The sequence below is a fragment of the Pseudonocardia cypriaca genome, assembly GCF_006717045.1.
In the GTDB taxonomy this organism is placed as follows: domain Bacteria; phylum Actinomycetota; class Actinomycetes; order Mycobacteriales; family Pseudonocardiaceae; genus Pseudonocardia; species Pseudonocardia cypriaca.
Map to the genome: position 1 here is coordinate 1046509 of NZ_VFPH01000001.1, position 14002 is coordinate 1060510.

The 14002-nt window shown below is 73.3% G+C and carries 12 protein-coding genes; 6 read left to right on the plus strand and 6 right to left on the minus strand.

Going from position 1 to position 14002, the window contains the following annotated elements; all coding sequences use genetic code 11:
• The 6 genes from FB388_RS04890 (at position 1) to FB388_RS04915 (ending at position 5928) form a co-directional block, all read left to right on the plus strand.
• Positions 1–951, plus strand: coding sequence for a DODA-type extradiol aromatic ring-opening family dioxygenase (locus FB388_RS04890; protein ID WP_142097458.1), 951 nt, complete (start codon positions 1–3; stop codon positions 949–951).
• The gene (locus tag FB388_RS04895) at positions 948–2276 is read left to right on the plus strand and encodes a M20 family metallopeptidase (RefSeq protein ID WP_142097461.1); all 1329 of its coding nucleotides are present in this window, start codon (positions 948–950) and stop codon (positions 2274–2276) included. The genes FB388_RS04890 and FB388_RS04895 overlap by 4 nt, the downstream gene beginning before the upstream one ends.
• Positions 2276–3169, plus strand: a complete 894-nt coding sequence (locus FB388_RS04900; protein ID WP_142097464.1) for an alpha/beta fold hydrolase — start codon at positions 2276–2278, stop codon at positions 3167–3169. The genes FB388_RS04895 and FB388_RS04900 overlap by 1 nt, the downstream gene beginning before the upstream one ends.
• A 116-nt stretch (positions 3170–3285) precedes the next feature.
• A complete protein-coding gene (locus FB388_RS04905) occupies positions 3286–4140 on the plus strand; it encodes an alpha/beta fold hydrolase (RefSeq protein WP_142097466.1) in 855 nt (284 codons plus the stop codon).
• On the plus strand, positions 4140–5087 hold the full coding sequence (locus FB388_RS04910) for an alcohol dehydrogenase catalytic domain-containing protein (protein ID WP_142097469.1): 948 nt from the start codon (positions 4140–4142) through the stop codon (positions 5085–5087). Before FB388_RS04905 ends, FB388_RS04910 begins: the two co-directional genes overlap by 1 nt.
• A gap of 64 nt (positions 5088–5151) precedes the next feature.
• Positions 5152–5928, plus strand: a complete 777-nt coding sequence (locus tag FB388_RS04915; RefSeq protein WP_142097472.1) for an IclR family transcriptional regulator — start codon at positions 5152–5154, stop codon at positions 5926–5928.
• Between the two features lie 16 nt (positions 5929–5944).
• On the opposite strand, the gene FB388_RS04920 is transcribed toward FB388_RS04915, so the two are convergent.
• The 6 genes from FB388_RS04920 to FB388_RS04945 form a co-directional block, all read right to left on the minus strand.
• Entirely contained in the window at positions 5945–6760 is an 816-nt protein-coding gene (locus tag FB388_RS04920) for an alpha/beta fold hydrolase (protein ID WP_142097474.1), read from the minus strand.
• Positions 6757–7899: an acyl-CoA dehydrogenase family protein gene (locus FB388_RS04925; RefSeq protein ID WP_211361770.1), complete on the minus strand. Its 1143-nt coding sequence runs from the start codon at positions 7897–7899 to the stop codon at positions 6757–6759. The genes FB388_RS04920 and FB388_RS04925 overlap by 4 nt, the downstream gene beginning before the upstream one ends.
• Complete coding sequence (locus FB388_RS04930; RefSeq protein WP_142097477.1) at positions 7896–11381, minus strand: molybdopterin cofactor-binding domain-containing protein; 3486 nt, start codon at positions 11379–11381, stop codon at positions 7896–7898. The genes FB388_RS04925 and FB388_RS04930 overlap by 4 nt, the downstream gene beginning before the upstream one ends.
• Positions 11378–11860, minus strand: a complete 483-nt coding sequence (locus FB388_RS04935) for a (2Fe-2S)-binding protein (RefSeq protein ID WP_142097480.1) — start codon at positions 11858–11860, stop codon at positions 11378–11380. Before FB388_RS04935 ends, FB388_RS04930 begins: the two co-directional genes overlap by 4 nt.
• Positions 11857–13173, minus strand: a complete 1317-nt coding sequence (locus FB388_RS04940; RefSeq protein ID WP_142097483.1) for an MFS transporter — start codon at positions 13171–13173, stop codon at positions 11857–11859. Before FB388_RS04940 ends, FB388_RS04935 begins: the two co-directional genes overlap by 4 nt.
• 124 nt (positions 13174–13297) lie before the next feature.
• Positions 13298–13990, minus strand: coding sequence for a TetR/AcrR family transcriptional regulator (locus tag FB388_RS04945; RefSeq protein ID WP_142097486.1), 693 nt, complete (start codon positions 13988–13990; stop codon positions 13298–13300).
• Between the last annotated feature and the right edge of the window lie 12 nt (positions 13991–14002).

The window sequence follows — 14002 nt, forward strand, 5'->3', positions numbered from 1 at the left end:
ATGGCGCGCATCGTGCTCGGAGCGGGTGCCTCCCACTCCACCCTGATGAACACGCACTGGGACCAGGTCGTGCACACCGACCGCGCCGAGCGGTTCCGGGACGCGCTGGCCGAAGCCCGCGACGCCGTGGCCGCTGCCCGGCCGGACGTCGCGATCATCGTCGGCTCCAACCACTTCCGCGGGTTCTGGCTGGACATGATCCCGGCGTACACGCTCGGCGTCGGCGAGGTGATCGGGGCGGGTGAGGCGGGCACCCCGAAAGGTCCGCAACGCAGCGCCCCCGCCTTCGCACAGGCGCTCGCGGGTGAGCTGGTCGAGCGCGGCACCGAGGTGGCCATCTCGGCCCGGCTGCAGATCGACCACGGGCAGACCCACGCGATCCAGTACCTCCTGCGCGAGCTCGACGTTCCCGTCGTCCCGCTGGTGATCAACGTGTTCGCCGCCCCGCTGCCCCGGGTCGACCGGTGCGTGCAGCTGGGCCGCAACCTCGCCGAGGCCGTCGAGGCGATCCCGGATGACCTCCGGGTGGTCGTGATCGCGTCGGGCGGGCTGTCGCACCAGCTGCCGTGGCCCGCCGACTGGCGGGACCCGCAGAACACGGACGAGGAGTTCCTCGTCGAGGCCTGGCTGAACGGCCGCGGCGAGTGGGAGCGTTACGACGAGCGCCGCCGGGAGATCATCACCGCGGCCCGGCCGACGATCTTCGAGGACTTCGACGAGGCGTTCCTGGCCGATCTCGAAGCGGGAAAGCTGGAGCGCTACGCGACCTACTCCTCCGACGACATCGAGGGGCTCGCCGGCAACGGCGGCCAGGAGCTGCGGACCTGGCTGACCATGGCCGCGGCCATGGGCTTCGCGCCCGGGCGCCGCCTGGCGTACGCGGCGATGCCGGAGTGGCTGACCGGCATGGGCGTCGGGTTGATCGAACCCGCTGCGGAGCGCGAGCCGTGATCGCGCCGACCGCCACGGCCGTCGCCGAGGACGCCGTCGTCGACCGGCTGCTCGCCGCGATCACCGAGGACCGGCTGCGCGCCGCGGCCCGCGCCGTCACCGGGATCCCGAGCCCCACCGGACGTGAGGCGCCACTCGCGCGCTTCCTGGCCGACCGGCTCGCCGCGGCCGGGTTCGCGGCGACCGCGCAGCACATCGACGAGTTCCAGGCCAACGCCGTTGGCAGGCTGCGCGGCAGCGGTGGCGGCGAGGACCTGATGCTCTACGCGCCGATCGACACCCTCACCACCGGTGAGGAGGCGATCGACGTGCCGTGGATCGGGGAGCGCCTCCGTCCCGACATGCTGCCGATCGCGCGCGACGAGGGCCCGTTCGTCTCCGGGCTCGGCGCGAGCAACCCGAAGGGGCACGCGGCCTGCATCCTGGTGCTCGCGGAGGCGCTCGGCGAGGTCCGGCCGGAGCTCGCGGGCGACGTCGTCGTCGCGTTCGGGGCCGGCGGGATGCCGACCAACGCCGTCGACGCCCCCGGCTACCCGCAGCGGGCCAACACGGGCCAGGGCGTCGGCTGCTCGTTCCTGCTGGAGCGGGGCTGGTACACCGACCACGCCGTGATCGCGAAGCCCGGCGATCTCGTGGCGCACGAGGAGGTCGGGCTGGCCTGGTTCGAGGTGACCGTGCCCGGCGTCCACACCTACGTCGGCAGCCGGCACCGGATGCCCTACCGCAACCCGATCGTCACGGCCGCGGAGGTCGTCACCCGGCTCGAGCGCTGGCTGGCCGACTACCCGGTCCGGCACCGCACGGCCACGGCCGCCCCCCAGGGTGTGATCGGGTCGATCGCGGGCGGCTGGGAGCGGATGCTCGCGGTGACACCGGCACTCTGCCGGCTGCGGCTGGACATCCGCATCGCGCCCGGGACGACACCGCTGCAGGTCAAGCGCGAGCTCCGCTGCTTCGTCGAGGAGCTGGGCCGGGACCTGGACGTCGATCTCGGCGTCGAGATGGTGCTCGCCGTCCCGGCGACGCACACCTCGCCCGACGCGCCGATCGTGCGGCGGACCGTGGCGGCGTGGGAACGGACCACCGGCCGTCCGCACGAGCCCGTCCCGGACATGAGCGGCGCGACCGACGCGAACATCCTGCGCGCCAGGGGCATCCCGACCGCCCGGGTCGGGATGCCGAAGGTCAGCTCGGAGGACCTCGACGTCGATCCGGCCGTCGACTTCTCCCGCGGGATGAACACCGTCGACGTCCGGGCGATGAGGCGCCTCTGCGAAGTGCTGGCCCGCACGACGATCGCCACCACCACACGGAAGGACTCCTGATGGCGCCCCCACCGGAGAGCCGCTACGCGGACGGCGGCGGCGTCCGCTACCACTACCACGATCTCGGCAGTGGCCCCGACACCGTGTTCCTGCACGGCGGTGGACCGGGCTGCACCGCGTGGAGCGACTTCGGGCCCGTCGCCCCGCTCTTCGCGGCCGACCGCCGCTGCCTGCTGGTGGACATCCACCAGTACGGCAGGTCCGAGAAGTCCAGGATCAGCGGCCCGATGTGGGACCACCACGCCGCCAAGACCGTCGCCCTGATGGACACCCTCGGCGTGGAGCGGGCGGACTTCGTCTGCAACTCCTGGGGCGGAACGATCGCCCTCAACCTGGCGGCGAAGTACCCGGACCGCGCGCGCTCGCTCGTCGTCACGGGGAGCATGCCGGTCTTCTACGGCCCGCTCGCCCCGCTGCCCGAGGGCGGTCGCCGCGGCCGCAACGCCCGCGACGCCTACTACGGCGGCGAGGGCCCCACCCGGGAGAAGATGCGCGCGCTGATCACGCGCCTGGAGTGGTACGACGCGGACGCGCTGCCCGAGGAGACCCTGGACCTGCGCTACGAGCAGAGCCTCGACCCGGGTGAGCGCGCGCTGGCCGCGATGTCCGACTCGCCGCGCGGGGAGTGGCAGGACCTGACCGCCGAGCTCGGACGGATCGAGGCCCCGGTCCTGTTCATCTGGGGCATGCAGGACGCGTTCCTGACGCCCGACTACCCGCTCATGCTGGCCCGGATGGTCCCGCGCGGAAACCTGTACGTGATGGACCACGCCTCGCACCACCTGCAGGAGGAGCGCCCGCAGGCCTACCACTCGGTGGTCTCCGGCTTCCTGGACTCGCTCCCGTCCGCAGGGGTGCCGTCGGGCTCGCTCGCAGAGGTCGGTGTCCGGTGAAGCTTCGCAAGCCCCTGTTCCTGCTGGCCCTGGCGGGCGCCGTGCTCGCGGTCCGCAAGCTCGCCGCGCGGAGCAACACCCAGGTCCACCGCATCAACCAGAAGTAAGGGACTCCCATGAGCATCTGGACCGAACTGAGCCCCATCGCCTTCCGCGTCGAGTACGTCGACGCGGCCGGCGTCCCCACCCGGACCCTGCGCGCCGGCAACCCCGATGCGGAGCCGGTGGTGTTCCTGCACGGCACGAGCGGGCACCTGGAGGCCTTCGCGCGCAACGTCGTCGCGCACGCGGAGTACGACGTCCACGCGATCGACATGCTCGGCCACGGCTACACCGGCAAGCCGGACCGCCCGTACGAGATCGCGGACTACGTCCGGCACCTGCTCGACTACTTCGACGCCGTCGGGATCAGCAGGGCGCACATCGTCGGCGAGTCGCTCGGCGGCTGGGTCGGCGCCCGGACCGCCACCACGCACCCGGAGCGCGTGCAGAGCCTGCAGCTGCTGTGCGCGGGCGGGACCGTGGCCAACCCGGCCGTCATGGAGCGGATCAAGACCAGCACCCGCGACGCCGTCACCACCGATGATGTCGAGCTGACCCGCAAGCGGCTGCGGCTGCTGATGGCCGACCCGGCGGACGCCACCGAGGAGCTGGTCGAGGTCCGGCACGCGATCTACCACGCCCCGGACTTCGTGGCCAATGTCGACAACCTGCTGTCGCTGCAGGACATGGAGCGCCGCACGCGCAACCTGCTCACCCCGGAGGAGCTCGGCCGGATCACCCAGCCGACGCTGATCGTCTGGGGTCGGGAGAACCCGTTCGGCGAGGTGCCGGAGGCGTCCGCGATGCACGAGAACATCCCCGGCTCGCAGCTGGAGCTGTTCGAGCGGTGCGGGCACTGGCCGCAGCACGAGCAGGCCGAGCTCTACAACCCGATCAGCCTGGAGTTCCTGCGCAAGGCAGCCGGTTGATGCGGGCCGCGCGCTTCCACGCGTGGGGCGCGGCGCCGGTCCTCGACGAGGTTCCGCGCCCGACCCGCGCCGACGGCGAGGTACTGGTGACGGTCGAGGCCGCCGCCGTCGCCCACCTCGACCTGACCATCGCGGGCGGGGACTTCGGGATGAGGCCCCGGCTGCCCTACGTGGGCGGCGTCGAGGGGGCCGGGGTCGTCGCGGAAGCCGCCGCCGGTCTGGAACCGGGTACGCAGGTCATGCTCCGCGGCGGTGGGCTCGGCATGCTGCGCGACGGGACGTGGACCGAGCAGGTGAGCGTGCCCGCGAAGGCGGCGACCCCGCTCGCCCGGCCGCTTCCCCCCGAGGTCGCCGCGACCTTCTTCGTCCCCGCCACCACCGCCTACGTGGCCCTCCACGACGTCGCGCGGCTGCAACCGGGGGAGGAGGTCGTCGTCGTCGGCGCTGCCGGCGCGGTCGGGGCGATGGTGGTGCAGCAGGCCCTCGCCGCCGGGGCGACCGTGATCGGGGTGGTCGGGCGCAGCGACCAGCTGGACCTGGTCCCCGACGGCGTCGAAGCGGTCGACGGTTCCTCGGACGAGTCGGTCGCGCGGCTCGCCGAGTCGCGCACGGCGACGCTGCTCGTCGACACGCTGGGAGGGCAGGGCCTGGTCGGGCGCAGCCGGTGGGTGCGCCGAGGCGGGCGCGCCGTCGTCATCGGCTACGTCACCGGCACCAGCGTGACGATCGACCTGCCCTCGTGGCTCCTCGACGACGTCGCCCTGCTGCCCGTCAACATGATCCGGCAGGAGCGCCGCGCCCGTGAGGTGTCCGACGAGCTGGTGCGCCGGCTGGCGGCCGGGGAGCTGGGCGTCGCGGTCCAGCCCTACGACCTCGCCGACGCGGCGGCGGCGGTCGAGGACCTGCGGGCCGGCCGGGTGGCGGGCCGCGCCGTCGTGCTCCCCTGAGTTGCAGTCCGCTGAGTGGAACGTGCCCGTTCCCCGGGCCGCCCGGCTGAGCGACCCTTGTCCGATGACGACGATGTCTGCAACCCGCCCGGACCAGCCCGAAGCTGCGAACAGCGTCCTGGCGAAGGTGCAGCGCATCCTCGAGGCGTTCGGGCCGGACGACGAGCACCTCAGCCTGACCGAGATCGCCCGCCGGACGGGGCTCGCGAAGGCGTCGGTCCACCGGCTCGCGCAGGAGCTCCTGCAGTGGGGCCTGCTCGAACGGCGCGGTTCCAGCTACTGGCTCGGCATGCGCCTGTTCGAGATCGGCCAGCGGGTGCCGCGCCAGCGGATCCTCTCCGACGCCGCCCGCCCGTACATGGAGGACCTCCACCACGCCACCAACGAGACCGTCCACCTCGCCGTGCTCGACGGGCTCGAGGTGCTGTACCTCGAGAAGGTCTCCGGACACGGGCGGGTGCCGTCCCGCGTCGCGGGCAGGATGCCGCTGCACTGCACCGCCACCGGCAAGGTGCTGCTCGCCTTCGGGCCGCGGCGGCTCGTCGACGAGGTGCTGGCGAGCCCGCTGCGGCGGCTCACCCCGTACACAGTCGCGGTGCCAGGGCTTCTCCTGCAGGAGCTGGTCAAGGCCCGCGAGCTCGGCTACGCAGTGGAGAACGAGCAGACGCGGGCCGGCTTCGTGAGCGTCGCGATCCCGCTGATCGGCACGACCGGGGCGGTCACCGGGGCCCTGTCCGTGACGGCGCCGGTGCACCGCGCCGACGTCCAGAAGTTCGCGGGGCTGCTGAACATGGTCGGGCGACGGATCATGAAGTCGGTGGCGGCGCTGAGCCAGGGGTAGGGATCCGGAGCTTGGATCACCCCTCGGTCAGCTGTAGCGAAGCGAGGAACTCGCCGACGACGGCGGCGAACTGTTCCGGCCGATGGTCCACCGCCGGCACCCCGGTGCCCGGCAGCACCGCGGTGCGGGCGCCGGGAATCGCCGCCGCGATCCGGGGCAGGTCGGGCAGGGAGAAGGTGTCGAGCTCGCCGCAGATCGCGAGCGTCGGGGCCCGCACGAGGCCGATGCGGTCCTCCATGCGGTAGCGGTTCACCGCGACGTGGCCCTCCTCGGCCCGGTCGAGCACGGCGAGGGCGTCGCGCACGAGGCGGTCGAGCAGGTCGGGCCGGTCGGGCGGGTAGAAGCCGGCGCGGTTGGCCCACAGCTGCCCGAGGTGCGAGCCGTCCGCTGCGGGCACCACGTGGTCGATCGGCGGCCGGGACGTGGCGACCCGGTGCCGGCGTGCTGCGTCGACGAACGGGGTCGCGGAGAGCACGAGGCCGTGCACCCGCTCCGGCGCCGCGGCGGCGACCTCGACCGCGATCACGCCGCCGGTGTGGTGCCCCACGACGGAGACGCGGTCGAGGCCCACCGCGTCGCACAGGTCGAGGACCCCAGCGGCGAACAGCTCGATCGTCCACGGGTCGGCCGGCCGGGCGGACGCGCCGAAGCCGAGGGTGTCCATCGCGATCGCCCGGTGGTTCGCCCCGAGCAGCGGCAGGACGTCGCGGTACTCGTCCCACGACCGCGGCGTCTGGTGCAGCAGCACCACCGGATCACCGGTGCCGTGCTCGACGTAGTGGACCTGGCCGTGCCGGGTGTCGGCGAACCCGTGCCGCACGAGGCTGCTCACCTGAAGGCCGGGACGGTGGGCGCCTGGCCCATGAGAACGGCGCCCGCGGCGTCGTAGATCGCCGGGCTGAGGAACGCGTGCTCCTGCGGGACGAGAGCGTCGTTCAGCAGGGCGGGCAACAGGTGGTCCCGGCGGATGGCGGCCGTGCCGGAGAGCGAGACGACCTGGTGGACCACCTGCGCGGCCGTCCGGGCGAGGTGGGCCGCGGAGAGCCGCAGGTGGGCGTTCTGCACGTCGCTCACCTCGCCGCCGTCGACGAGCGCCTGCCAGGCCTCGCCGGTGACCTCGTAGAAGTAGGCCCGCGCCGACCGCAGCGTGGCCTCGGCCTCGGCGATACCGGCGCGGTAGTAGGCGCGGTCGGCGAGCTTCGGGGCGCCGGTGATGCTCGCCCGGCCGCTGCCGACCTCCTCCGCGAAGTCGAGCGCGGCCCTGGCGACCCCGGCGGAGACCACGGAGAGCACCTGCGCGGCGTACGTGATCGCGGGATACCGGTAGAGCGGCTCGTCGATCACCGGCTCCCCACCCCGGATGAACGTCCACTCCCGGTCGACCTCGACGTCCACGGCGACGAGGTCGAAGGAGCCGGTGCCCTGCATGCCGATGACGTCCCAGTCCTGCACGATCTCCAGACGATCCGGGCGCACCAGCGCTCCGCGCGGCTTGCCGGAGGTCGTGTCGTCACCCTGGATGCCGACGCAGACGATGTCCGCCGCCATGCAGCCGCTGGCGAACTTCCAGCGGCCGTTGACGAGGAACCCGCGGTCGGTGGGGGTGGCGTGGTGGACCGGGAACAGCGCGCCCGCGAAGACGACGTCGGGACCGTCGGCGTACAGCTCCGCCTGCGCTTCGAGTGGCAGGGATCCGAGGTAGACCAGCTGCGAGCCGAAGCTCGCGACCCAGCCGGTGGAGCCGTCGACGGCCGAGATCCGCTCGATCAGGTCCAGGAACCGCGCCGGTGGCATCGTCTCCCCGCCGAACCGCTGCGGCGTCGCGGAGCGGTAGATGCCGAGCTGTTTGAGCCGCGCGACGAAGTCCGGGGAGACGTAGCGCTGCTCGCGGAACTCGTCCCGGCGCTCGGCCAGCTCGGCGAGGACCTCGTCGAGCGTGACCGAGCCGATCCCGTCCTGCGTCCGTGTCATCGCTGCTCCTTCATCCGTTGCTGGGCCGCGAGCGCCTCAACGGCGCGCACGACCAGGCCGGTGGCGGCATCGAGCTTCCACGCGTTGTGCGCGAGCGGGTGGGCGTGCGCGTCGAGGACGGCGTCGACGTGGCGGCGCACGCTCGCCGCGTCCGGTGCGGTGCCGCGCAGTGCGTCCTCGACGGCGGTGAGCCGCCACGGGACGGGTGCGATCGCGCCGAGGACGAGGCGGACGTCGCGCCACGTGCCGCCGGGTGCCCGGTCGACCGACAGCGCCGCGGACGCGGTGGCGAAGTCACCCGTGTACAGGGCGAGCTTCGTGAAGGCCGACGCTCGCACGAGCGCGGAGGTGGGAACCGTGACCGCGGTGACCAGTTCTCCGCGGCGAAGGACGGTCTCTCCGGGCCCCGTGTAGAACGCGGAGACCGGCACGGTCCGGCCGCGGTCGGTCTCCCCAGAGTCGATCTCCCCAGAGTCGATTTCCACCGCGGCATCGAGCGCGAGGAACACGGTCGAGAGGTCCGACGGGGTCACCGCCTGGCAGCGGTGCCCGTCGACCACGGCGTGCTGGAACCGGTGGTCGCCGGTGACCGCGTAGCAGGGGCTCAGCGGTCCGTTCCGCTTGTAGCAGTCGAAGCCGTTGCGGAAGAACCAGCAGCGCTTGGCCTGCACGAGGTTCCCGCCCACCGTCGCGGCGTTGCGCACCTGTGGGGACGCGATGGTGGCGATCGCCTCGGCCACGACCGGCGGGACGTCCGGGTGGGCGGCCAGGTCGGCGAGCGGGACGGCCGCGCCGATGCGCAGGCCGGCGTCGTCGCGGGTGATGCGCCGCATCTCGGTCACCGACGCGACGGAGACGAGCACGGGCGCCGGACGGGGTTCGGCCCTGCGTTCGACGAGGGCGTCGGTCGCCCCGCCGAGCGGAGCGGCGCCCGGGGCCGCCAGCAGCGCGGTTGCCTCGGCCAGGGTCTTCGGCACGTGGATCTCCGGCTCGGGCGGGTCCGCGATGCGGCGACGGGCGCGGGCCGCCGGACCGAACCGGCTGCCCAGCGCGTGCAGCAGCCGGTGCAGGCCCAGCGGGTAGGCAGCCCGGATCGCCGCGATCCACCAGCGGGCGGGGCGGCGCCAGATCCGGTGCCTGCGCGCCGGCCATCCCTCGTGCCGGCGCAGGGCGCAAAGCACCTTGTCGGGCGTCAGCGGCAGCTCCCGCAGCCGCACGCCGACCGCATCGTGCACCGCGTTGGCGATCGCCGCGCCCGGCGGGATGATCGACATCTCGCCGACGCTCTTGGCCCCGTACGGGCCGGCCTCGTCGTGGCCCGGGACGATGATCGGCCGGATCGAGGGCAGGTCGGCGTTGCGCGGCAGCGCGTAGTGCAGGAAGCCGGCGTTCACCACCCGCCCGCCCTCGCGGACGAGCTCCTCGCCCAGCGCCGCCCCGATTCCCATCGCCGCGCCACCGACGATCTGGCCCTCGACGGCCGTCGGGTTGATCGCGGTGCCGACGTCATGCGCGGCGACGTAGTCGACCACCCGGATCTGCCCGGTCAGCCGGTCGACGTCGACGACGGCGCCGTGGGCGGCGAAGGCGTAGGTGGGGGAGAGGTTCGCCGTGCTCTTCTCGGGAGAGAGCATCTCGGTGCCCTCGAGCCGGTAGGACGTCTCGTGGGGGAGCACGAGCGCGCCGTCCGGGTCGGGCCTGCTGTCCTCGGCCAGCGGGACGAGGTCGCCGAGCGCCACCGACGTGCCGTCGGGTGCCACGGCCGAGCCGCCGCGCAGCCGGACGTCGTCGGTGCCGAGCTTCGCCGCCGCGAGCCCGCGCAGCCGGTCGGCGAGCTCCCGGGCCGCCTGCCCGACGGACGAGCCGGTCATGTGCGTGCCCCGCGACGACCAGGCGCCCAGCTCGAACGGCGTCTGCTCGCCGTCGGTCGACAGCACCGAGACGTCGGCGAGGTCGACGCCGAGCTCGAACGCCGCGATCTGGGCGAGGATGGTGTTCTGCCCGGTGCCGGCGTCGGCGCTGCCGTGGCGCACGCGGACCCGGCCGTCGGCGAAGAGGTCGACCGCCGCGTCGCTGCGGTTCGCCATCTCGTAGGCGTAGGCGCCGGACCCGTGGGCGCCCGCGGCGACGCCCCAGCCGCGATCGGCGCGCCGTCCGGCCCGCGCGCGATCCCAGTCGAGCGCGTCGCGGACCGCGACCAGGCAGTCGCCGAGTCGGTTGGTGGTGACCCGGTACCCGCAGAGCGTCGTCGCGTGTTCGGGCGGGAGGTTGCGCAGGCGCAGCTCGACGGGGTCGATCCCGAGCCGCTCGGCGATCTCGTCGACCTGGCTCTCCATCGCGAGCGACACCTGCGGCGTGCCGTAGCCGCGGAACTGCCCGCCCGGCTGGGTGGCGGTGTCGACGAGCCGTGCGGTGAAGCGGACCCCGTCCGGCCGGTACATCGAGCCGAGGGTGATCAGACCGACCCGCAGGACGGAGGTGCCCATGTGGTTGTAGGAGCCGTTGTCCACCAGGACGTCCGCGTCGAACTCCCGCAGCACCCCGTCGGCGTCGGCCGAGGTGCGCAGCACGGTCTCGAAGCGGTGGCGCGGCTTGTTCGCCCCGAACTCCTCGGCCCGGTCCAGCTCGACCAGCACCGGTCGCCCGGCGGCGCGGGCGAGCGCCGCCGCGAGCACCTCGTGCTCGGACGCCTTCGACTTCGACCCGAACCCGCCGCCGACGGCGACCTCCCGGCACACGACCTGATCATGGCGCAGGCCCATGAGGTGCGCGACCTCCTTGGCGATGAACCACGGCGCCTGCGTCGACGTCCACAGCTCGACGACCTCGCGCTCGGCGTCCCAGGACGCCAACGTCGTGTTCGGCTCCATGCACGCGTGCGCGACGCTCGGGTAGGTGAAGCGGCCGGTGACGGTCACCGCCGCGTCTGCTGCTCCCGGATCGCCCCAGCGCCCTTCGAGGAGCATCGACACGTTCGGCTCCGGGGATGTTCGCGGGTGGAGCCGGCGGGCGCTCGGCAGGCGGGAGGCCTGCACCGTGAGCGGCGCCCGACGGGGTCGGTAGCGCACCCGGATCGCGCGCAGCGCGGCACGCGCGATCTCCGGGGTCTCGGCCGCGACGGCCGCGACCTCCTGACCGACGTGCCGGACCACCCCGTCCGCGAGCGGCGGCCGGTCCGACAGCGGCCCGCCGCGGTGGACGTAGCGGATACCGGGGGCGAAGTCGGCCATGGTGAGGACGGCGTGCACCCCGGGGAGCGCGCGAGCGGCAGCGGTGTCGATGCCGCGGATCTCGGCGAAGGGGTGCGGGGAGCGCAGGACGGCGCCGTGCAGCGGGGGCCGGCCGGTTGCGGTCGCGGAAGCCACGAGGTCCGCCGTGTAGGGCACCCGCCCCGTGCTGCGGACGTCCCAGTCGATGGGCCGGACGCGGTCGCCGATGCCCCGCCTCGTGGTGAGCTCGCAAGCTCGCTCGACGTGCCTCATGGCGAGCCCGTGGGCTCGTCCGGCGTCTCCGCCACGTGACAGATCGCGGCGGTGATCGCCTGGTACCCGGTGCACCGGCAGAGGACGCCGGACATGGCGTGTGCGACGCGTTCCCGCCGCCCGTCGGCCGGCCGGTCGGCCTCGTCCCGCAGCACGGCCCAAGCGGTCACCACCTGGCCGGGCGTGCAGAACCCGCACTGGAAGGCGCCGCGGTCGGCGAACTCCGCGCGCAGCTGCGCCGTCTCGTCGGCGAGGTCCTCGACCGTGCGCACCGGCTCGCGGACGAGCACCGCGGGCACGGTGCACGACAGCCGCGGGCGGCCGCCGACGAGCACGGTGCAGGCACCGCACTCGCCGCGGCCGCACGCGACCTTCGTGCCGGTCAGCCCGAGCTGCTCGCGCAGAACCCGCGAGAGCGGCTCGAGCCCGGACGCCCGAACGTCGAACGGCGCACCGTTGACCTCGAGCCGGTGGGTCACGCGGTCGCCGTGCCGAGCGCCGTGGTCGGCTGGGCGGGTTCACCCGCGGTGTCCCGGATGGGCATGAGGACGGCCGCGATGAACGACACGGCCGCCATCCCGGCCATGTACCAGGCGATGCCCACCCAGCTACCCGTGCGGCCCAGGATCGAGGTGGCGATCGCGGGGGCGAAGGCGTTGCCGGCGATCGTGCCGATCGTGAACCCGAGTGACATGCCGCTGTACCGCAGGGCGGGCGGGAAGACCTGCGAGAAGTAGGCCGGGAACATGGCGTAGTTGGCCGAGTACGGCAGGAACAGCAGCACGAAGCCGAGCAGCATGAGCCCGTACTGGCGGGTGTCGAGCAGCGCGAACCACGCGAAGGGGAGGACCACCATGCCGGCCGCGCCGGCGAGGAACACCGTGCGGACCCCGATCCGGTCGGCGATCGGCCCGAAGAGCGGCGGGAACACGAGGGTCGCCACGACCGCGGGGAGCAGCACCCCGAGCATGGCGCTGTTGGTCAGCCCCAGCGCCTCCCGGCCGTAGGCCAGCGAGAAGACGGTCGTCATCGTGACGACGACACCCGCGCCGACCGTGCCGAGCGCCACCAGGATCACCCGCTGCCAGTCCGAGCGGAGCACGTCGAGGATCGGCAGGCGGCGCACCTCGCCGCTGTCCTGCACGGCGACGAACGCCGGGCTCTCGGCGAGCGTGACTCGCGCGGCGACGCCGACGACGACCAGCACCGCGCTGATCAGGAACGGGATCCGCCAGCCCCAGCTCAGCAGCGCCTCCTCGGGCAGCTGCAGCACCGCGAGGAACGCGAGGTTCGAGGTCAGCGTGCCGACGCCTGCGCCGGTGTTGAGCAACGAGCCGACGAGACCGCGGCGCCGCTCCGGGGTGTGCTCCACGGTCATCAGCACGGCCCCGCCGTACTCGCCGCCGAGCGAGAGGCCTTGCACGATCCGCAGGGTGACCAGCAGGACGGGCGCGAGCACCCCGACGGTCGCGTAGGTGGGAAGCAGGCCGATCGCGAACGTCGAGGCGCCCATCATCGTGAGCGTCACGACCAGCATCGACTTGCGGCCGAGCCGGTCGCCGAAGTGCCCGAAGACGATCGCTCCGAGCGGGCGGGCGACGTAGCCGACGCCGAACGTCGAGAGCGAGATGAGGGTGCCGACCAGCGGGTCGAAGGAGGGGAAGAAGAGCCGGGCGAAGATCAGTGACGATGCCAGCCCGTAGATGAAGAAGTCGTAGAACTCGATGACCGTGCCGAGCCAGCTGGCCAGCACTGCCTTGACGGGGGTGCGTTGCGGGGGCGTGGTGGTCATTGGTTCCTCCGGAACCGCGGTCCGAGACCGACGACGGGTGTTCACCCGGCATCGGGAGAGTTGCCGTACCGTGTACGGTCCGCCGCACGGGGTCAAGGAGTCCGGTCCGGTGGCCGGAACGACCTCAGGCCCGGGCGTGCTGCAGGGTCCGGAGGGTGGCGTCGATGTAGGCCTCGAGGCCCGCGTCGAACTGCTCGTCGGACGGCAGGCCGGCGATGTCCCCGGCGAGCTCGACGACGTGCGGGAACTCGTCGATGGGCAGGGACGCGTAGAAGTGCGTGCGCTGGCGGCGTTCCTCGGCGCTCGCCGCCCGGTCGCCGCGGCCCCACGGGCGGGGCTTTTGGTAGCTGGCGAAGCCGATCGCGTACGTCAGGAGGAAGCCGTAGCACCGCGCCGCCTGCTGGCCCGGGATCCCGGCGTCGACGAGGCGCGCCAGAGCGGCTTCCATCGCTCCGCGCAGTGCAACGCGGCTGCTGGTGACGCGGGTCGCGAAGAGCCGCATGACGGACGGGTGCTCGCGCATCAGCGCCAGGAAGGCGTGACCGACGGTCCGCAGCGCGCCGGCGGGCCCGGCGTCCGGCTCGGGTGGCAGCTGCATCCGGCCGAGGACGTGGTCGGCCATCCCGTCGAGGATCTCGTCCTTGCTGCGAAAGTAGCTGTAGAGCGACATCGTGCCGACGCCCAGGTCGGCCGCGAGCCGGCGCACCGTGAGCCGATCGATGTCGCCCTCCGCATCGGAGATGCGCAGCGCGGCTTCGATGATCCGGTCGGCCGAGAGCGCGGTCTCGCGCCCCGATCGCTTCGACTCCCTCACCATCGAACCCCCTTG

What these genes read in the sequence shown, in the direction of transcription:
- FB388_RS04890 (WP_142097458.1), top strand. Translation starts at nt 1, where the DNA reads ATGGCGCGCATCGTGCTCGGAGCGGGTGCCTCCCACTCCACCCTGATG.
- FB388_RS04900 (WP_142097464.1), top strand. Translation starts at nt 2,276, where the DNA reads ATGGCGCCCCCACCGGAGAGCCGCTACGCGGACGGCGGCGGCGTCCGC.
- FB388_RS04905 (WP_142097466.1), top strand. Translation starts at nt 3,286, where the DNA reads ATGAGCATCTGGACCGAACTGAGCCCCATCGCCTTCCGCGTCGAGTAC.
- FB388_RS04910 (WP_142097469.1), top strand. Translation starts at nt 4,140, where the DNA reads ATGCGGGCCGCGCGCTTCCACGCGTGGGGCGCGGCGCCGGTCCTCGAC.
- FB388_RS04915 (WP_142097472.1), top strand. Translation starts at nt 5,152, where the DNA reads ATGACGACGATGTCTGCAACCCGCCCGGACCAGCCCGAAGCTGCGAAC.
- FB388_RS04925 (WP_211361770.1), bottom strand. Translation starts at nt 7,899, where the DNA reads ATGACACGGACGCAGGACGGGATCGGCTCGGTCACGCTCGACGAGGTC.
- FB388_RS04930 (WP_142097477.1), bottom strand. Translation starts at nt 11,381, where the DNA reads ATGAGGCACGTCGAGCGAGCTTGCGAGCTCACCACGAGGCGGGGCATC.
- FB388_RS04940 (WP_142097483.1), bottom strand. Translation starts at nt 13,173, where the DNA reads ATGACCACCACGCCCCCGCAACGCACCCCCGTCAAGGCAGTGCTGGCC.
- FB388_RS04945 (WP_142097486.1), bottom strand. Translation starts at nt 13,990, where the DNA reads ATGGTGAGGGAGTCGAAGCGATCGGGGCGCGAGACCGCGCTCTCGGCC.